This is a genomic window from Brachybacterium sp. J153, from assembly GCF_036311905.1.
Lineage (GTDB): Bacteria > Actinomycetota > Actinomycetes > Actinomycetales > Dermabacteraceae > Brachybacterium.
In genome coordinates this window covers 1-16,990 of record NZ_JAZDCH010000027.1, presented here as the reverse complement: position 1 = coordinate 16,990, position 16,990 = coordinate 1, and the positions used below count along the sequence as shown (strand labels likewise).

The 16,990-nt window shown below is 72.2% G+C and carries 18 protein-coding genes; 14 read left to right on the top strand and 4 right to left on the bottom strand.

Annotated elements, in window-relative coordinates; genetic code table 11:
* The first annotated feature begins 21 nt into the window (after nt 1-21).
* From V1258_RS13495 to V1258_RS13485, 3 genes are read left to right on the top strand one after another with little or no spacing between them, the layout of a single operon-like run.
* On the top strand, nt 22-957 hold the full coding sequence (locus tag V1258_RS13495) for a carbohydrate ABC transporter permease (RefSeq protein WP_329750171.1): 936 nt from the start codon (nt 22-24) through the stop codon (nt 955-957).
* 12 nt (nt 958-969) lie between these two features.
* Nucleotides 970-1,878, top strand: a complete 909-nt coding sequence (locus tag V1258_RS13490) for a carbohydrate ABC transporter permease (protein ID WP_329750170.1) — start codon at nt 970-972, stop codon at nt 1,876-1,878.
* Between the two features lie 10 nt (nt 1,879-1,888).
* Nucleotides 1,889-3,277: an ABC transporter substrate-binding protein gene (locus V1258_RS13485; protein ID WP_329750169.1), complete on the top strand. Its 1,389-nt coding sequence runs from the start codon at nt 1,889-1,891 to the stop codon at nt 3,275-3,277.
* Between the two features lie 30 nt (nt 3,278-3,307).
* Here V1258_RS13485 and V1258_RS13480 read toward each other — a convergent pair whose 3' ends face one another.
* A complete protein-coding gene (locus V1258_RS13480; protein ID WP_329750168.1) occupies nt 3,308-4,453 on the bottom strand; it encodes an ROK family protein in 1,146 nt (381 codons plus the stop codon).
* Nucleotides 4,454-4,538: 85 nt separating this feature from the next.
* Between V1258_RS13480 and V1258_RS13475 the strand changes: the two genes are divergently transcribed.
* Nucleotides 4,539-5,231, top strand: a complete 693-nt coding sequence (locus tag V1258_RS13475) for a hypothetical protein (protein WP_329750167.1) — start codon at nt 4,539-4,541, stop codon at nt 5,229-5,231.
* A gap of 19 nt (nt 5,232-5,250) precedes the next feature.
* Here V1258_RS13475 and V1258_RS13470 read toward each other — a convergent pair whose 3' ends face one another.
* Together V1258_RS13470 and V1258_RS13465 are read right to left on the bottom strand one after the other, a co-directional pair.
* Nucleotides 5,251-5,841 carry a DUF4126 domain-containing protein gene (locus V1258_RS13470; protein WP_329750166.1) on the bottom strand — a complete coding sequence of 197 codons (591 nt, stop codon included), beginning with the start codon at nt 5,839-5,841 and terminating at the stop codon, nt 5,251-5,253.
* 33 nt (nt 5,842-5,874) lie between these two features.
* Nucleotides 5,875-6,531: a PH domain-containing protein gene (locus tag V1258_RS13465; RefSeq protein WP_329750165.1), complete on the bottom strand. Its 657-nt coding sequence runs from the start codon at nt 6,529-6,531 to the stop codon at nt 5,875-5,877.
* A 64-nt stretch (nt 6,532-6,595) separates the two neighbouring features.
* On the opposite strand from V1258_RS13465, the gene V1258_RS13460 reads away from it, so the two are divergent.
* From V1258_RS13460 to V1258_RS13435, 6 genes are all read left to right on the top strand, one after another.
* Nucleotides 6,596-7,225, top strand: a complete 630-nt coding sequence (locus V1258_RS13460) for a hypothetical protein (protein WP_329750164.1) — start codon at nt 6,596-6,598, stop codon at nt 7,223-7,225.
* A 237-nt stretch (nt 7,226-7,462) separates the two neighbouring features.
* Nucleotides 7,463-8,083 (top strand): DUF47 domain-containing protein, encoded by a 621-nt coding sequence (locus tag V1258_RS13455; RefSeq protein ID WP_329750163.1) that lies wholly within the window; start codon nt 7,463-7,465, stop codon nt 8,081-8,083.
* Entirely contained in the window at nt 8,084-9,100 is a 1,017-nt protein-coding gene (locus V1258_RS13450) for an inorganic phosphate transporter (protein ID WP_329750162.1), read from the top strand.
* Nucleotides 9,101-9,171: 71 nt separating this feature from the next.
* Entirely contained in the window at nt 9,172-9,918 is a 747-nt protein-coding gene (locus V1258_RS13445; RefSeq protein WP_329747092.1) for a hypothetical protein, read from the top strand.
* A 94-nt stretch (nt 9,919-10,012) separates the two neighbouring features.
* The gene (gene pgm / locus V1258_RS13440; RefSeq protein WP_329750233.1) at nt 10,013-11,650 is read left to right on the top strand and encodes a phosphoglucomutase (alpha-D-glucose-1,6-bisphosphate-dependent); all 1,638 of its coding nucleotides are present in this window, start codon (nt 10,013-10,015) and stop codon (nt 11,648-11,650) included.
* A gap of 217 nt (nt 11,651-11,867) precedes the next feature.
* Nucleotides 11,868-13,010 (top strand): hypothetical protein, encoded by a 1,143-nt coding sequence (locus tag V1258_RS13435; protein WP_329750161.1) that lies wholly within the window; start codon nt 11,868-11,870, stop codon nt 13,008-13,010.
* A 21-nt stretch (nt 13,011-13,031) separates the two neighbouring features.
* Here the strand turns inward: V1258_RS13435 and V1258_RS13430 are convergent, their stop codons facing one another.
* Nucleotides 13,032-13,544, bottom strand: coding sequence for an arsenate reductase/protein-tyrosine-phosphatase family protein (locus V1258_RS13430; protein ID WP_329750160.1), 513 nt, complete (start codon nt 13,542-13,544; stop codon nt 13,032-13,034).
* Nucleotides 13,545-13,714: 170 nt separating this feature from the next.
* On the opposite strand from V1258_RS13430, the gene V1258_RS13425 reads away from it, so the two are divergent.
* The 4 genes from V1258_RS13425 to V1258_RS13410 are packed head-to-tail and all read left to right on the top strand — an operon-like array spanning nt 13,715 to nt 16,898.
* Complete coding sequence (locus V1258_RS13425) at nt 13,715-14,200, top strand: GNAT family N-acetyltransferase (RefSeq protein WP_329750159.1); 486 nt, start codon at nt 13,715-13,717, stop codon at nt 14,198-14,200.
* A 13-nt stretch (nt 14,201-14,213) separates the two neighbouring features.
* Nucleotides 14,214-15,308, top strand: a complete 1,095-nt coding sequence (locus V1258_RS13420; protein ID WP_329750158.1) for an App1 family protein — start codon at nt 14,214-14,216, stop codon at nt 15,306-15,308.
* The gene (locus V1258_RS13415) at nt 15,305-15,832 is read left to right on the top strand and encodes a GNAT family N-acetyltransferase (protein WP_329750157.1); all 528 of its coding nucleotides are present in this window, start codon (nt 15,305-15,307) and stop codon (nt 15,830-15,832) included. The genes V1258_RS13420 and V1258_RS13415 overlap by 4 nt, the downstream gene beginning before the upstream one ends.
* 49 nt (nt 15,833-15,881) lie before the next feature.
* The gene (locus V1258_RS13410; protein WP_329750156.1) at nt 15,882-16,898 is read left to right on the top strand and encodes an aldo/keto reductase; all 1,017 of its coding nucleotides are present in this window, start codon (nt 15,882-15,884) and stop codon (nt 16,896-16,898) included.
* Nucleotides 16,899-16,990 lie beyond the last annotated feature (92 nt).

The window sequence follows — 16,990 nt, the reverse complement described above, 5'->3', positions numbered from 1 at the left end:
CACCCCGGAGAGAGGACGACGATGTCCACCATCACCACCGAGGCGGATCCGCCTCGGGGCACCGCCCCGTCGGCCCCCCGCCGACGCCACCGGAAGGACGACACGAAGCTGGCGCTGCTGTTCATCGCGCCCGCCTCGCTCGGCCTGCTGGTCTTCCTGGTCTGGCCGCTGCTGACCGGCCTGTACTACTCGTTCACCGAGTACACGACGCTGACCCCGCCGCAGTGGGTGGGCCTGGACAACTACAGTCGGCTGCTCACCGACCCGGTCTTCTGGAACTCGCTGAAGGTGACGGTCTGGTACGTCATCCTCAACATCGGCATCCAGACGATCGTGGCGCTGGTGATCGCCGTGCTCATGCAGCGGCTGACGCAGTCCACCGTGCTGCGCTCGCTGGTGCTCGCCCCGTACCTGGTCTCCAACGTGGTCGCCGCGATCGTGTTCCTGTGGATCCTGGACACCCAGCTGGGCATCGTCAACATCTTCCTGCAGTGGATCGGCTTCGACCCGATCTCCTTCTGGGCCAACGAGACCTGGGTGATCCCGACGGTCGCCCTGGTGAACGTGTGGCGGCACATGGGCTACACCGCGCTGCTGCTCTTCGCGGGCCTGCAGTCGATCCCCGCCCACCTCTACGAGGCCGCGCGCACCGAGGGCGCCGGGGAGGTCGCGATGTTCCGCCGCATCACCCTGCCGCTGCTGCGCCCGATCCTCGCGCTGGTGCTGATCATGACGATCATCGGGTCTTTCCAGGTGTTCGACACCATCTCGGTCACCACCCAGGGCGGCCCCGCCGACGCCTCGAAGGTGCTGCAGATGTACATCTACGAGAACGCTTTCGCCCAGTACGAGTTCGGCTACGCCTCGGCGCTGTCCGTCGCGCTGCTGGTGATCCTCATGGTGATCACCTTCGCGCAGTACTGGATGAGCCGTGCCGGCCAGTCGGACCTGGACTGAGAGGAGAGTGCGATGACCACGACGTCGACAGCGCGCCGCCCCCGCCGCGCGATCCCCTGGGGGAAGATCGCGGCCTGGGCCGTGATGGTGATCTTCCTGCTGATCACCCTGTTCCCCTTCTACTGGATGCTGCGCACCGCGCTGTCCAGCAACAACGCCCTGGCCACGGATCCCGCGAGCCTGTTGCCCGTGGGCCTGAACACCGGCGGCTTCGAGCGGGTCTTCGGCCTGCAGGACGTGGAGACCGCGATCTCGCAGGGCGGTTCGGGCGCCTCGATCAACTTCTGGCGCTACCTGCTGAACTCGGTGATCGTGGCGACCACGATCACCGTGGTGCAGACCTTCTCCTGCGCGATGGCGGCCTACGCCTTCTCGCGGCTGCGCTGGCGCGGCCGGGACACGGTCTTCCTGGTCTTCCTCGGCTCGCTGATGATCCCGCAGATCTTCACCCTGCTGCCGAACTTCATCCTCATCAAGAACCTGGGCCTGGTGGACACCCTGCTGGGGATCATGCTGCCCACGCTCTTCATCTCGAGCTTCGCGATCTTCTTCCTGCGCCAGTTCTTCAACAACATCTCGCGCGAGGTGGAGGAGGCGGCGCTGATCGACGGGGCGAGCAAGGCGCGGGTGTTCTTCACCCTCATCCTGCCGATGTCCTCGGCGCCGCTCGCGACGCTCGCGCTGCTGACCTACATGTCGGCCTGGAACGAGTACTTCTGGTCGCTGATGGTCTCCTACACCGACCAGTCCCGGGTGCTCACGGTGGCCCTCAGCGTCTTCCGCGCCCAGGCCCCGGGCACGGGACCGGACTGGTCCGGGCTGATGGCGGCGACCCTGGTCGCGGCCGCGCCCATGCTGATCCTCTTCGCGCTGTTCGCGAAGAAGATCGTGAACTCCATCGGCTTCAGCGGGATCAAATGAGGTGCCCCAGATGACTGCATCGACCCATCACCCGCGCCGCGGCGGCCTGTCCCGTCGGCGCCTGCTCACCGGTTCCGCGGCCCTCGCCGCCGGCGCCGCGGGCACCGCCGCCCTCGCCTCCTGCGGGACGAGCGCCGCCCCGACCGGAGCCACCGAGATCGACTACTGGCTGTGGGACGCGAACCAGCTGCCCGCCTACTCCGCCGCGATCGACGCCTTCATGGCGCAGAACCCGGACGTCTTCGTGCGCGTCACCCAGCTGGGCTGGGACGACTACTGGACGAAGCTCACGGCGGGCTTCGTCGCGGGCGCCGGGCCCGACGCCTTCGCGGACCACCTGGCCCGCTACCCCGAGTTCGTGAAGCTCGGGGTGATCGCCCCGCTCGACGACCTCGCACCGCTCGCCGAGGTCACCGCCGACCGTTTCCAGGACGGTCTGCAGGAGCTGTGGACCGGGCAGGACGGGAAGCGGTACGGCATCCCCAAGGACTACGACACCATCGCCGTGCTCTACGACAAGAACATGCTCGAGGAGGAGGGCCTGACGGAGGAGGACCTCGCGGGCCTCGACTGGAATCCCGAGGACGGCGGCTCCTTCGAGCGCCTGCTCGCCCGGCTCACGGTCGACGAGAACGGTGTGCGCGGGGACGAGGACGGCTTCGATCCGACGCGCGTGGCGCGCTACGGCCTGGGCGCCGACGCCGGCATCGACTACGTCGGCCAGACCTCCTGGTCCGCCTTCGCGCTCGCCACGGGGTGGACGTTCACCGACGCCGACACCTGGGGCACGGCCTTCCACTACGACGACGACCGCTTCGCGGCGACGATGGACTGGTACTTCGGCCTCGTGGACAAGGGCCTCTTCCCGCCCTTCGGCATGTTCGGGGACTCCAGCCCCCTGCAGACCCAGGTGCAGTCGGGCCGGGCCGCCCTGGGGCTGGCGGGCTCGTGGATGATCACCACCTGGGCGAACCTCGAGGGCGTGGACCTCGGGATCGCCCCGCTGCCCACGGGACCGGCCGGCACGCCGATGTCGATGTTCAACGGTCTCGGCGACTCGATCGCCGCGCAGTCGGAGCACCAGGAGGAGGCGGCGCGGCTGATCGCCTTCCTCGCCTCCGACGAGGCGCAGCAGATCATCGGCGACCGCGCCCCGTTCTTCCCCGCGACGGATGTCGGCACCGAGGCGGCCATCGCCTCCTACGCCGAACGGGGCCTGGACGTCACCGCCTTCACCGACCGGGTGGAGGCCGGGGAGACGGGCCTGTACCCGCTGGTGGAGAACTCCGCGGCGATCGCGTCGATCATGCAGCCGGCCTTCGACGAGTGCTGGATGCGGCGGATCGGCGGCGCGGACTTCGCCGCCTACAACGAGCGGGTCAACGCCCTGTTCGGCTGAGGGGACCGCACGGCGTCGCGGTCATCGGGGTCAGGCGGGCACGCCCACGTGCTGCTGGATCGCGATGACCGCGGCGCCGCGCGCCCAGTCGTCGAAGTCGCCGGAGAGCAGCCGGATCACCAGATCCCGCTGGACGGGGTGCACCGCGGCGCGCAGCACCTCCTCGAAGAGACCGTCGGCCTCGCGCACGAGGTCGACGGTCTCGCCGCCGATGAGCAGCGCCTCGGGATCCAGCACCGCGACCAGCGCGGAGGCGGTCCGGGCGAGGTCGCGGGCGAGATCCGCGACGAGGCGCCGAGCCCCCGGCTTCCCCGCGCGCAGCTGCTCGCGGAGCGCCTCGAGCCCGTCCTCGGGGGTGAGGAGGCCGCGGCGGCGGGCCTCGTCGAGCAGGGCGTCCAGGCGTGCCACCTGCCCGAGGGTGAGGACGGCGCCGTCGGGCCCGACGCGCGCGGGCAGCTGCTCGGTGAGCCCCGCGAGATGGCTGCGCCCCTCGACGAGGCGACCGTCGATCACGCTGCCGATCGCGACGCCCGCGCCGACGGTGAGCACGCAGAAGGAGCGGTAGGCGCGGCCCACCCCGAACCAGTGCAGGCCCTGCACCATCGCGAAGAGGTCGTTCTCGACGGTCACGGGGAGGCCGAGACGCGACCCGAGGAGCCCGCCGACGTCCACCGGCTCGTCCCAGTGCAGGAGCGAGGAGGAGAGCACCGAGCGCCGCCCGGCGACGCGGGCGCCGAGGCTCACCCCCACCCCGATCACCCGCGGATGCGCGGCCATGAGCGCCTCGACCGGGGCGCTGATCGCCGCGAGCAGGTCGTCGGGGCGGGTCGCCGCATGCGGGAGCACGAGCTCCTCGAGCAGGTTGCCGCGCACGGTGGTGACCACGGCGTGGATCTCGTCGGCCGTCGCTTTGACCCCCACGAAGCGGGGCCCGAGGTTCTCCTCGATGTCGAGCGGCTCCTGCGGACGCCCCTTGGCGAGCGGCACCGTGTCCAGCGGGTGCAGGTGCCCGCCCTCGAGCAGGTCGCGCGTGACTCGGGTGACGGTCGGCGCCGAGAGGCCGAGGCGCGCGGAGAGGCCGCTGCGGGAGCGGGGCCCGAAGCGCAGCAGGTCCCGGTACACCGCGCGGGCGCTGTCCCCGCCGAGGTCATGGGCGTCCTGCCGCGAGCTGTCCATCCGAGGAGGATATCGGCGCGGAGGTGACCGACGCCGCCGCCTCTGCCATGCTTTCCGGGAAGACACCACGAGTTCAGGGGGATCGATGAGCGAGACCAGCACGACCGCGCGCCACGAGCAGGACCAGGATCCGGTGGTGGTCTACACCGCCTACGAGATCGACTTCATGCTCGGGCTACGCGACACCGAGAACGGGCGCATCACGCGGGAGCAGATCGGGCTGCGCTCCGCCCCCGAGGAGGCGAGGGAGTTCGTCACGGCGGCGGTGTCCTCGGGGCTGCGCGCCCGCGGCAAGGTCGAGCGCTCCGGCGAGGGGCAGTGGGCGCTCGGCGAGGAGGGCCAGATCGTGGCGACCGCCCTGACCTCCGCGGACCGCTGGCTCGGGATCGCGCTCTCGGAGGGCCCCGCGATGCGGATGGCCTTCGTCGTCAAGGCGGACCGCGCGGTCCTCATGCTCACCCAGGACGAGCTGGACTCCTTCCAGGTCACCGCCCTGCCGGACCCGGCGGTCGTCCCGGACTCGATCGCCGACATCGTCAACGCCTTCCTCGAGGACGGGGCCGAGCGCACCGTCTCGCTGCGCCGCACCGACCTCGCGGACCCGTCGGACCAGGTGCCGATGATGATGCACGTCGAGCCGAGCGGCGCCTGGCGGCTCGGGCACCTGCCGCTGGACGAGGAGGGGGTCCTGAGCGTCTCCGACCTGCCGCGCGACAAGGTCGCCGCGGCGGTCGCGGCGCTGTGGGACGAGGGCACGAGCGCGGCGCCCGCCCGCTGAGCGGTGTGTTCGCCGCGCCTTAGGGGCGCGCGCGGTCGGCGCGGGAGGCGCGCAGCCGGTCGCGCAGGCCCCGGTAGGCGCGGCGCAGCCGCACGATCAGCCAGATGCCGAGCCCGAGGAGCACGAGGGCCAGCAGCGCCGCGAGCGCGGGCAGCAGGATCGTGAGCAGACCCATCACCACCGCGGCGACGTCCTCGCCGGTGGAGACCAGCGCATTGCTGACCGGCTCCGGGGAGACGTTGACGACCGCCCGAGCGGTGGCCTTCGCCGAGTGCGCCCCGAAGGCCGTGGCCGCGCCCAGCACGGCCATGACGATCGCGGTGGTGGTGTCCGTCTCGCCGCCGAGCAGGAAGCCGATCGCGCCGCCCGCGATCGGCCGGACCACGGTGTGCAGCTGGTCCCAGAAGGAGTCGAGGAAGGCGATCTTGTCCGCCGCGAGATCGACCACCAGCAGGATCCCGGTGATCACCAGCAGATCGGTGCGCTGCAGGACGCCCGGCACCTGCTCCAGGTCGAACAGCCGCCCGGACAGGCCGAGCAGGAAGATCATGAAGTAGGGACGGATCCCGCTCACCCAGCCGGAGCCGAGGGTCATCATCAGCGCTTCCACGGGCGCTCCTTCCGGGGATGGTGTCGGGTCGCCTCAGCGGCGGGGGTGCCGGGCGAGCTCCCGCTCGTGCAGCTCCCGGCGGAGTCCCCGGACGTCCTCCCCCGTCGGCCGGGAGTAGGACCAGATGTGCCGGTCGAAGGCGGGCATGAGCACGCGCGAGCCGTCGCGCAGGCGCAGCGCCGCGGTGAGCCAGTGCACCGGATGCACCACCCGGGACTCGATCGCGAGGATCTCGTCCCAGGGCACGCGCCGGGAGCGCAGCGCACCGACCACGAGCAGGGAGTCCTCGCCGATCTCGACGCGGGCGCGGGCGGTCGCGAGCGCCACCCAGGCGAAGCGCAGTCCGAGCAGGCCCACGATCAGGGCGAGCAGCGCGAGGGTGAGCATGAGAAGGAGCCGGCCGATGTCCGGGGAGTGCCCCTCCGGCACGGTCAGCCAGACGGCGATCACCCCGATCAGCGCCGCGAGGGCGACACCGAGGGCGAGCACCCCGACGGCGCCCCGCAGCAGCGTGTCGCGCGTGGCCGCGGCGGGCAGCAGCGCCCGCACCTGCCCGTTGCCTCCCCCGGTGCGGCGGCGGGGCCCGTCGAGCTGCGCGACCATCCGCTCGACGGTCGCACTGCTGCGCGAGTAGTCGGGCAGTGCCGTGCGCGGGCCCGTCTCGGGGCCGATCTGCCGGGGGATGGTCATGCTCCCAGCGTACGCACAGCGGCCGGGAGCCGCAGGCGTCCGACGGAGTCGTACAGTGCGGGGCATGTCCTCCCCCGGATCCAGTTCCTCGCCCCGCTTCCGCCGCCCCGCCCCGCTGTTCGCCTCCACGGCCGAGGCGATCCCCGGCGAGCCCGATCCGGCGGCGTCGACGGATCTCGCCCACGACTCCGCGGCCGCCCTGCTCGACGGCGTGTTCCACAGCTCCGACCCGGAGGTGGTGGAGCGGGTGCTGCGTCTGGCCGCCGAGGACGGCCTCTCGGATCTCGCCGCCCTCTGGTCGGGATCGCCCGCCACCTCCCTGCCGGGCGCCCTGTGGCGGCTCTACGTGCTGCACACCTGGGTGCGCCAGAGTGGCGAGGACGTGGTGCGCCGGTACCGGGCAGGCTCCCGCACGATCCCCGGGCTGCGCTATCTCTCGGGCTTCGCCGAGCCCCCGGACGTGGAGCAGGTGCAGCGGACGATGGACGACATCCTGCGCGGAGCGTTCACCGGCGACCTGGGGCTCGCGCTGCGCCGCGCCGGGGCGGTCGCGACGCTGGTCGCCCACGGCACCGCCCAGCTGGCCGACGAGGACCCCGACGACCGGCGCACGCGGCAGGCCGAGCGCCTGCTCTCCACCGGCGAGGAGCTGACGGCCGCGGGACGCCAGGCGGAGGCCGGCCACCTGGAGTGAGCCGGCCGCGGCGTGGCGCTCGTCATTCCCCGCGACCTGCGACCCTGCGCCGGGGGCCTAAGTGCCCTACGATGGCCGGGCGCCGGGCCGCGGTTGCCCCGGGCTCCAACATTTGCCGCTTCGAGCGGCCTTCGCGCCGACAGGCGCATCCCGGTCCGGCGCCTCAGCTTCACCATCCGTCAGGACCGCCCGTCAGGGCCGTGAGAGCGCCACGGGCGCGAGGAGGGACGAGGATCGGTGGCGTTCTTCGCGCGGCGGATCGAGCGCCCGATGTACGACCTCTTCGGCGAGCTAACCGAGCTGCTGGTCCAGTCCGCGGACACCCACTCGAAGCTCATCGGCCAGGGGCACCGCGATCGCGTGCGCATCGCGCCGCGCCTGCACGACCAGTCCACGCGCGCCGAGGAGCTCACCCGGCGCATCGCCCAGCGCCTCGCGGAATCCCTGGTCACCCCCTATGAGGCCGAGCTGCTGTACGACCTCGCGCTCACCATGGCCGACACCCTCGACGCGATGGAGCACACCGGCGAGCTGCTCGCCGGGACCCGCGTCGGCACCCTCCCCACGCCGCTGCTGGAAGCCGCCACCGGCATCGAGCGGGCGGCCGAGCTGACCGTCTCCGCCTCGTGGAAGCTGAGCGCGATGAGCGAGATGGGCGACTACTACCCGCAGACCCGCAAGCTCAAGCGCCAGGGCGATCGCCTAGTGCGCCAGGCCCTCGCGGAGCTGTACCGGCGCGGCGGCGCGGTGGGCGAGGTGCTCCCCCTCCACGACGTCGCCCACTCCGTCCGGCGCACCCTCGAGCTGCAGGAGCAGACGGCGCGCATCGTCGACCTGTTGCGCGTGAAGGACTCCTGAGTGAGTCCCCTCCTGCTGAGCCTGGTGGTGCTGCTGGCTCTCGTGATGGCCTACTACAACGGCTTCCACGACGCCTCGAACGCCGTCTCCACCGCGATCACCACCCGCTCGCTGCGGGAGTCCACCGCGCTCGGCATGGCCGCGATCCTCAACCTGCTGGGCGCCCTGCTGGGCATGGCGATGATCGGCCTGTCGCTGCCCTGGGCGCTGCACCTGCTCGGCCTCGAGCCGCTCGCCGCGCAGCTGGTGGACGCCCCGGACGTGCTCGCCCTCTGTCTGCTGGCGATCATCACGGCGACCCTCGCCTGGGAGGTCCTCACCTGGTGGATGGGCATGCCCTCCTCCACCTGGCACTCGTTCTTCGGCGGGGTGCTCGGGGTCTCGCTCATCGCCGGATCGTCCGCCCCCTGGGGGCGGTTCGCGACGATCCTCGCGATCTCCGTGGTGGGGCCGCTGCTGGCGATCGGGATCTCCTTCGCGGTGATGCAGGCCCTGCTCGCCCTGATCCGCACCCAGCGGGTCCGGATCGACCACGTGCGCTTCGCGCAGACCGTGACGGCGGGGCTCGTTGCGACCGGGCACGGCATCGCCGACTCGCGCATCCCGCTCGCCGTCGTCGCGATCGCCGTGATCCCCCTCGGTCTGCCGACGGGCGCCTCGCTCGCGCTGATGCTGCTGATCGCCCTCGCGATGGCGGCGGGGACCTTCATGGGCGGGCACCGGATCATCCGCACCATCGGCCGTCGCCTCACGGACCTCTCCGCCTCCCAGGGGCTCGCCGCGGAGTCCACCTCGGCAGGGCTGATGGGGCTCGGTGCGATCGGGCTCGAGTTCCCCATGTCCTCCTCGCACAGCCTCGCCTCGAGCGTGATCGGGGCCGGCGTGGCGATGGGGCCGCGGCAGGTGCGCTGGAACGTCGCCCGGACCATGGTGGGCATCTGGGTGGTGACCCCGATCGCGACGGCGGTGATCGCAGGATCGATCGCCGCGGTCCTGCGCGAGCTGCCCCTGGTCTGAGCTCCCGGCCTGAGCGCGGGCTGCAGAGACGGCCGGTAGGCTGGTCGCGCCCGTTGCCCGAAGGAGGCCCGATGTCCGACGCCGAGTCCACGCCGCCGAACGATCGCCGGCGGCCGTCCTACGGCCTGCCCGGCCCCGCGCAGCCCGGCCCGTCGGCCTCCGCGCCGTCCTTCCACTCGGCCTCCGCGCCCTCCGGCACCCCCGGTCCCGCTGCCCCCGACGGGTGGACCCCGGCCGTCGGACCGGTGACCGGCCCGCTGCCCGCCTCCGCGCCGGGCCCGTCCGCACCCGGTGCCCCGCGCCGTCGCCGCGGACTGTGGCCGCTGATCATCGGGCTGGTGCTGCTCGTGGTGGTCGCCCCGATCGCGACGATCGGCGGGCTGCTCTGGGGCGTCGGCGCCGTGGTCGACGACATCGGCGGCCAGCCGATCCCGATCGAGGCCTCCGGCACGGACGTCGAGCTCGGCTCGGGCCAGATGGTGATGGTCTACGTGCCCGCGGCGGATGTCGCGACGGCGGAGTGCACGGCCGAGTCCGCGACCCCGGGGGCGATCTCGCAGGCCCCGTCCTCGGGCGAGGTCCAGCTCGCCGACGGGACCGTCTACGAGCAGCGCTTCGGCGTGGTCGCGGTCGAGGAGACCACCGCGACCCTCAGCTGCACGGGCACGGAGGGCGCCGTCTACCTCGGCCCCATCGGCGTCTTCGGCGTCGCGGTGCCGATGCTCGTGGGCCCGATCATCGGGGTCGTCGCGGGCCTCGTCGGGCTGGTGCTGACCATCGTCGGCATCGTCCTGCTGGTGCGCAGCCGCCGCAGCTGATCGGCGCGTCCCGTCCTCCGGCCCGTCGGCGTCGCGATCCCCGCTCCTGACCTACAGTGGCGCTGCGACCCCCAATGAGGATGGAGTGGTGATGATGCACCCCCGCGCCGGACAGAAGGCTCTTCCCGAGGATCTCGTCGACGTCGACGCCCTGCTCGACGCCTACTACGATCGCCACCCCGATGCGGACGACCCGGACCAGGCGGTGTCCTTCGGGACCTCCGGGCACCGCGGCTCCTCCCTCGACACCCGCTTCACCGAGGACCACATCGCCGCGACCACGCAGGCGATCGTGGAGTACCGGGCGGCGCAGGGCATCCGCGGGCCCCTGTTCATCGGCCGCGACACCCACGCCCTCTCCCGCCCGGCTTTCGACACGGCGCTCGAGGTCCTCGCGGGCAACGAGGTCTCCGTCCTGGTCGACGCCCGCGACGGCTACACCCCCACCCCCGCGGTCTCCCACGCGATCCTGGTCCACAACCGCGGGCGGTCGGCGGAGGATCCGGGCCGGGCCGACGGCGTCGTCGTCACCCCCAGCCACAACCCGCCGCGCGACGGCGGCTTCAAGTACAACCCGCCCCACGGCGGCCCCGCCGGGTCCGACGCGACGGGCTGGATCGCCGATCGCGCCAACGCGCTGCTGCGCGGCGGCCTGCGCGAGGTCCGACGGGCGGGGCGCCAGAAGGCGCTCCAGGAGGCGGGTCGCTACGACTACCTGCACACCTATGTCGAGGATCTGCCGTCGGTCGTGGACCTCGACGCGATCCGCCGCGCCGGGGTGCGGATCGGCGCGGACCCGCTGGGCGGCGCGGCGGTGGACTACTGGGCCGAGATCAGCGAGATGCACGACCTCGACCTCACCGTCGTCAACCCCAAGGTCGACCCCCAGTGGGCGTTCATGACCCTGGACAAGGACGGCAAGATCCGCATGGACTGCTCGAGCCCGTGGGCGATGGCCTCGCTGCTCGAGAAGCGCGATCAGTACGACATCGCGACCGGCAACGACGCGGACTCGGACCGCCACGGCATCGTCACCCCGGACGCCGGGCTGATGAACCCCAACCACTACCTGGCGACCGCGATCCACTACCTGTTCGGCAACCGCCCCGAGTGGCCCGCCGCCGCGAAGGTCGGCAAGACCCTGGTCTCCTCGCGACTGATCGACCGGGTCGCCGAGTCGCTCGGCCGGGAGCTCTTCGAGGTGCCGGTCGGCTTCAAGTGGTTCGTCCCGGGCCTGATCGACTCCTCGGTCGGCTTCGGCGGGGAGGAGAGCGCGGGCGCGTCCTTCCTGCGCCGCGACGGCTCGGTGTGGACGACCGACAAGGACGGCATCATCCTCGCCCTGCTCGCCTCGGAGATGCTCGCGGTCACGGGCCGTTCCCCGAGCGTGCTCCACGGCGAGCTGGTCGAGCGCTTCGGCGCGAGCGCCTACTCCCGGATCGACGCCCCCGCGGATCGCACCCAGAAGGCGAAGCTTGCCGCACTCAGCCCCGAGCAGGTCACCGCGACCGAGCTCGCGGGCGAGTCGATCACCTCGGCGATCACCGAGGCCCCCGCCGGCGGGTCGATCGGCGGGCTCAAGGTCTCCACCGAGTCGGCCTGGTTCGCGGCCCGACCCTCCGGCACCGAGGACATCTACAAGATCTACGCCGAGTCCTTCCGCGGCGAGGAGCATGTGGCCCAGGTGCTGGAGTCGGCGAAGGAGCTGGTCGACGGCGTTCTCGCGGAGTGACGCGGACCCCCTTGCGTCAAGGAACGGTCAAGGGGGCGTCAAGATCTCTTCCCTCACACCGGGGTGGCGGCGTCCACATCGGGGTTGCGCCCCTCGGGATTCCTGAGGACGATGCTTACCGGAGGTAAAGGATCCGTACGGTAATATGCTCCGTCGGGCCCACCGGGACATCGCCGCACGCAGCTCAGATCTGCGATCAGGGAAGGGGGGATCCACCATGCAGGGACTTCGCGCGCGCCTGTGCGCCGGATCCGCCGCCCTGGTCCTCGCCGTGCCCGCCGCGGCCGCCCCGGGTCTCGCCGATCCGGGCTCCGGCCCCGATCGCCCGACGACCTCCGCCGCCTGCGACGACGGCTCCGACCCCACCCCCGAGTCCGCGCGCTCGGGCGAGGCCGCCCAGTGCGCCGACGAGGGCGCGGTCGTGACCGAGGCCGAGGCGACGCCGGACGATACGACGACGGAGGGGACGTCGACGGAGACCGCCGAGCCGACGCCGGAGGAAACGTCGACGGAGACCGCCGAGCCGACGCCGGACGAGACGACGACGGAGGGGACGTCGACGGAGACCGCCGAGCCGACGCCGGCCGAGACGTCGGAGCCGGTCCCGACGACGGATGAGGAACTCTCCCCGTCCGTCCCGAGCAGTCCCACCCCGCCCCAGACGCTTCTCCCCTCGGAGTCCGCGACGCCCCCCGACGACGGGGAAGGGGCCGAGGCTACGCCCACCGAGGAGACGCCCACGGAGGAGCCGACGGCGGAGCCCACGGAGGAAACGCCCACGAGCACTCCCCCGAACACTACCGCTCCCACCGAGGAGCCCACCGCGACGCCGACGGACGAGCCCACGCCGTCCGCTCCGGAGACGGATCAGGAGACGGATCCGGTGACAGAGGAGCCGGAGACGACCGACCCGGATGCCGAGCTGCAGCCCTCGCCGCCCCCGGAGACGGAGGAGGAGGCGGAGTCCGACGCCGCCCCCGCCGCGGAGCAGCCCGAGGACTCGCCGGAGCCGGAGGACCAGTCCGTCGCGCCCCCCGTCGAGGCGCCCTCGAGCACCTCCGGGGACGGATCGGCCCGGGCGACGGACCAGACCTCGGAGGAGTCCGAGGAGATCGTCGTGGTGCAGGACGAGGATCCCGCGGCCCCGGCCTCGGCGTCGGCCTCCACCGACCAGGGCGGTGGTCCGATCGTGCAGCTGCTGGGCGCGTTCACCGAGAACTCGAACTCCCCGTTCGGCCGCCTGCGTCAGGTGCTGATCGCCGCGCTGGGCATCGGCTTCCTCACCGCCGCCGGCTTCATCGGCGCCACCTGGCGTGGCCGGCAGGTCTCGAGCCTGCGCTCGCGCGGCCGCGAAGGCTGACGCCCGCCCGCGTCCCAACCGTCAGCCGAGCCGCTCCCGCAGATGCTCGATGATGCCCGGCAGACTGCGCCGCATGTGCCGGATCGTGCGGTCGAAGGCGGCCTGCCCCTCGTACCAGGGGTCCTCCACCGCGATTTCCGTCTCGGGGGCGCCCTTCGGGGCCTTCGGGTCGAAGCGTCGCCACATCACGATCTCGGGCGCGGCCCCGTCGCTCGGCGCCTGCTCGGCCATGCGCCGCAGCGTCTGGGCGTGCTCCGCGGTCATGGGCAGCACGAGGTCCCACTGGATGAGCGCGTGCAGGTGGATCGTGCTCGCGGTGTGCTCGAAGGGCCGCGCGTAGCCGGCGCGTTCGAGGGAGAGCTCGGTGCGCTCGTCCATGGGCATGCCCTCGGCCTCCCAGCTGGTGCCCGCCGAGCCGACCTCGACCCGGTCCGCGAGACCCGCCTCCGCGATCGCCTGGCGCAGCATGACCGCCGCGGCCGGGGAGCGGCACACGTTCCCGGTGCACACGGTGAGGACTCGCAGCTTCGACATGCGCACCATTGTGTCAAGCGCCGGGACGTGGCGAGCACCGAATCGTGATGCCCCCTACAATGCTGGGGAACGTGCACCCGGCGCCGTCGCGCCGCGGAGGCGTACGCGCCGCGGCATGAACACCAGGGCACTCGCCCGTGACGATCCCAGGACGGCTCAGGAGGACAGCCATGGCCGACATCATCCGCGCCCAGGAGGACGACTGGTCGCTCGTGCGCGAGATCCGTCTCCGCTCGCTCAGCACCGACCCCGCCGCCTTCGGGCAGAGCTGGGAGAAGGAGTCCACCTACGAGGATTCCGTGTGGCGCCAGCGCGTGCAGGACGCCGCCTGGTTCCTCGCGGTCGACGACGGGCAGCCGCTCGCGGTCGTGGCCGTGCGCCACGAGGGCGACTCCCCTGAGAACGAGCGCGAGCTGCAGGCCATGTGGGTCACGCCGAGCTCCCGCAAGAGCGGCCTCGCGCAGCGCCTCGCCGAGGCCGTGTTCAGCTGGGCCAAGGAGGACGGCGCCGACACGGTGACGCTGTACGTCGGCCCGACCAACACCGTCGCGCAGTCGCTGTACACCGCCCTCGGCTTCGAGGACACGGGCGATCGCTGGGAGATCGTCGAGGACGACCAGGACGGCGCCTGGCTGAAGATGGCGCGCGGTCTCTGACCGGCCCGCGCCCGTGACCTCCCGCACGCCCTCCCCCCGGGCGCTGCTGCGCGCCCTGTCGGCGCGCGGCGCCTCCGATCGACCGCACTGGGCGTCCCGTCTCGAGGACGTCAAGAACGTCACCGTCGGCACCGCGCTGCGCCGGCTCGGATGGGACCTGCGCCTACAGCCCTTCCACGGCTACGGCTCGACCGAGCAGGTGCGGGTGCTGGCGAAGGTGCTGTACGCCTCGCCCGGCACCCCGGCGGACTTCCACGACAAGCCCGTGCATGACATGCGCACGATGGCGGTGCGGGGCTGGCGGAACTTCGCGGGGCAGGTCGCGCCGCATCGCACGGTGCACATCCGCCTGGGCGACCACGAGGTGTCGGTGCGGGCGGATCGCTCCGGGATCGTCGATGCCCGCCTCGAGGTACGCCTCGAGCCCGGCACCCACCAGGCCGTGCTGTGGACCGTGCCCGGCAACGAGGTCACGGCCGAGGTGTCGGTCTTCCCCTCGGACGCGAAGATCGGCCTGGTCAGCGACATCGACGACACCGTCATGGTGACCTGGCTGCCGCGTCCGCTGCTCGCCTTCTGGAACGCCTTCGTGGTGCACCAGTCCTCCCGGCAGGTCGTCCCGGGGATGCCGATGCTGTACCAGCGGCTCGCCCACCGCTATCCGGCGCTGCCCGTGGTCTATCTGTCCACCGGCGCCTGGAACGTCTTCCCGGTGCTGAAGCGCTTCCTGTACAAGAACGGGTACCCCGACGGCCCGCTGCTGCTGACCGACTGGGGGCCCACCAACACCGGCTTCTTCCGCTCCGGCCCGGAGCACAAGCACCGCTCCCTCGCCCAGCTCGCGGAGTCCTTCCCCGGCGTGCGCTGGCTGCTGATCGGCGATGACGGTCAGCACGACCCGTCGATCTACGCGCAGTTCGCCGCGGACCATCCCGACAGCGTCGAGGCGATCGTCATCCGCCAGCTCACCGAGTCCGAGCAGCTGCTCGCCCACGGCACCCTGCGTCCGCTCGCGGCCCGCTCCCACGACACGGACTCCCCGACCGACGTGCAGGCGCCCGACGGGCACGGCCTGCTCGAGGGGCTGCGGACGGCGGGCGTCCTGTGACGCCGACGCGTCACGGCGCGGTGACCCTGCGCGAGGCGGGCCCGGCGGACCTCGGGATCCTTCTCGACATCGTGCACCGCGCCTACCGCGCCGAGGGCGGCTGGACGACCGAGGCGCATCTGGTCGCCGGGGCCCGCGCCGACGCCGACGAGATCCGCGAGGCGATCACCGACCAGGTCCATCTGCTGCTGGTCGCGGAGCGCGACGGCGCCGTGGTGGGCTGCTGCTACACCGCCCTGCACGAGGACGGGCGGGGCGCGGAGCTGGGGCTCTTCGCCGTGGACCCCGACGTCCAGGGCGGCGGGATCGGCCGGGCGCTGCTCGAGGAGCAGGCCCGCCGTCGCGCGGCGCAGGGGCTGGAGATCCTGGACCTGCGCGTCCTGGACTCCCGGCCGGAGCTCGCCGCCTGGTACGCGCGCTGCGGCTTCGCCGACGTCGGCCGCCCGGTGCCTTTCGCGGGGAACGCCGCGGACCTCAAGGTGCCCGGACTGGGCATGCGCGTGATGGTCCGCCCGCTCCTCTGACGGACGACAGTCCCCGCGCTGACCTGCGATGGCCCTCTATGCTGGACGCATGAGCAACGAGGCCTACGTCCCCGCCCAGTACCGGCACGAGCACACCCCCTATCGTCGCGCGGGCCGCTCCGGCCTGCGCCTGTCCCCGATCTCCCTCGGCCTGTGGCAGAACTTCGGCGAGGACCGCGATCCGCGCACCCTCCGCGATATCGTGCGTCGCGCCGTCGACCTCGGCATCACCCACCTGGACCTCGCCAACAACTACGGTCCGCCCCCGGGCAGCGCCGAGACGCACGTCGGGCGCATCCTCGCCCAGGACTTCTCCCGTCACCGCGACCAGCTGGTCGTCTCCACGAAGGCGGGCTACCGCATGTGGGAGGGTCCCTACGGGGACGGCGGCTCGCGCAAGTACCTGCTGAGCTCGCTCGACCAGTCCCTCGAGCGGATGGGTCTGGACTACGTGGACGTCTTCTACCACCACCGCGAGGACCCGGAGACCCCGCTCGAGGAGACGATGGGGGCGCTGCACCAGGCCGTCGTCAGCGGGCGCGCGCTGTACGTGGGCGTGTCCAACTACTCCCCCGAGCGGACCCGCGAGGCCGCCCGGCTGCTCGGCGAGATGGGCACTCCGCTGCTGCTCCACCAGCCCTCCTACTCGATGTTCAACCGGCACGTGGAGAACGGCCTGCTCGAGACGGTCGAGGATCTGGGTGTGGGGCTCGCGGTGTTCTCGCCGCTGCAGCAGGGCCTGCTCACCAACCGCTACATGTCCGGGGTGCCGCAGGGATCGCGGGCCGGCGGCTCCTCCGGCTCCCTCAGCGAGCGCCAGGTCAAGGACCCCGATTACCAGGCGCGTGTGCGGGGCCTCTCCGAGATCGCGCACCAGCGCGGGCAGAGCCTCGCCCAGCTCGCCCTTGCCTGGGCCCTGCGCCACCCGCAGGTCGCGACCGCCCTCGTGGGCGCCTCCTCAGTGCATCAGCTCGAGCAGAACATCCAGACTCTCGACAACCTCTCCTTCACCTCGGAGGAGCTGGCCCGCATCGACGAGTTCGCCGTCGACGGCACCGGACGCTGACGGCCGGGCCTGCCCGTCCCGCGCCCGCTTTTCGGGTTATTGGTAGCGGGGTGTGGGGGGGGAGGGTTTCCTTGACGGGCTCCTTCCCACGA

Excerpts from the sequence above, each read along its gene's own strand:
- V1258_RS13495 (WP_329750171.1), top strand. The coding sequence starts at position 22 with ATGTCCACCATCACCACCGAGGCGGATCCGCCTCGGGGCACCGCCCCG.
- V1258_RS13490 (WP_329750170.1), top strand. The coding sequence starts at position 970 with ATGACCACGACGTCGACAGCGCGCCGCCCCCGCCGCGCGATCCCCTGG.
- V1258_RS13485 (WP_329750169.1), top strand. The coding sequence starts at position 1,889 with ATGACTGCATCGACCCATCACCCGCGCCGCGGCGGCCTGTCCCGTCGG.
- V1258_RS13480 (WP_329750168.1), bottom strand. The coding sequence starts at position 4,453 with ATGGACAGCTCGCGGCAGGACGCCCATGACCTCGGCGGGGACAGCGCC.
- V1258_RS13475 (WP_329750167.1), top strand. The coding sequence starts at position 4,539 with ATGAGCGAGACCAGCACGACCGCGCGCCACGAGCAGGACCAGGATCCG.
- V1258_RS13465 (WP_329750165.1), bottom strand. The coding sequence starts at position 6,531 with ATGACCATCCCCCGGCAGATCGGCCCCGAGACGGGCCCGCGCACGGCA.
- V1258_RS13460 (WP_329750164.1), top strand. The coding sequence starts at position 6,596 with ATGTCCTCCCCCGGATCCAGTTCCTCGCCCCGCTTCCGCCGCCCCGCC.
- V1258_RS13445 (WP_329747092.1), top strand. The coding sequence starts at position 9,172 with ATGTCCGACGCCGAGTCCACGCCGCCGAACGATCGCCGGCGGCCGTCC.
- pgm (WP_329750233.1), top strand. The coding sequence starts at position 10,013 with ATGCACCCCCGCGCCGGACAGAAGGCTCTTCCCGAGGATCTCGTCGAC.
- V1258_RS13435 (WP_329750161.1), top strand. The coding sequence starts at position 11,868 with ATGCAGGGACTTCGCGCGCGCCTGTGCGCCGGATCCGCCGCCCTGGTC.
- V1258_RS13430 (WP_329750160.1), bottom strand. The coding sequence starts at position 13,544 with ATGTCGAAGCTGCGAGTCCTCACCGTGTGCACCGGGAACGTGTGCCGC.
- V1258_RS13425 (WP_329750159.1), top strand. The coding sequence starts at position 13,715 with ATGGCCGACATCATCCGCGCCCAGGAGGACGACTGGTCGCTCGTGCGC.
- V1258_RS13410 (WP_329750156.1), top strand. The coding sequence starts at position 15,882 with ATGAGCAACGAGGCCTACGTCCCCGCCCAGTACCGGCACGAGCACACC.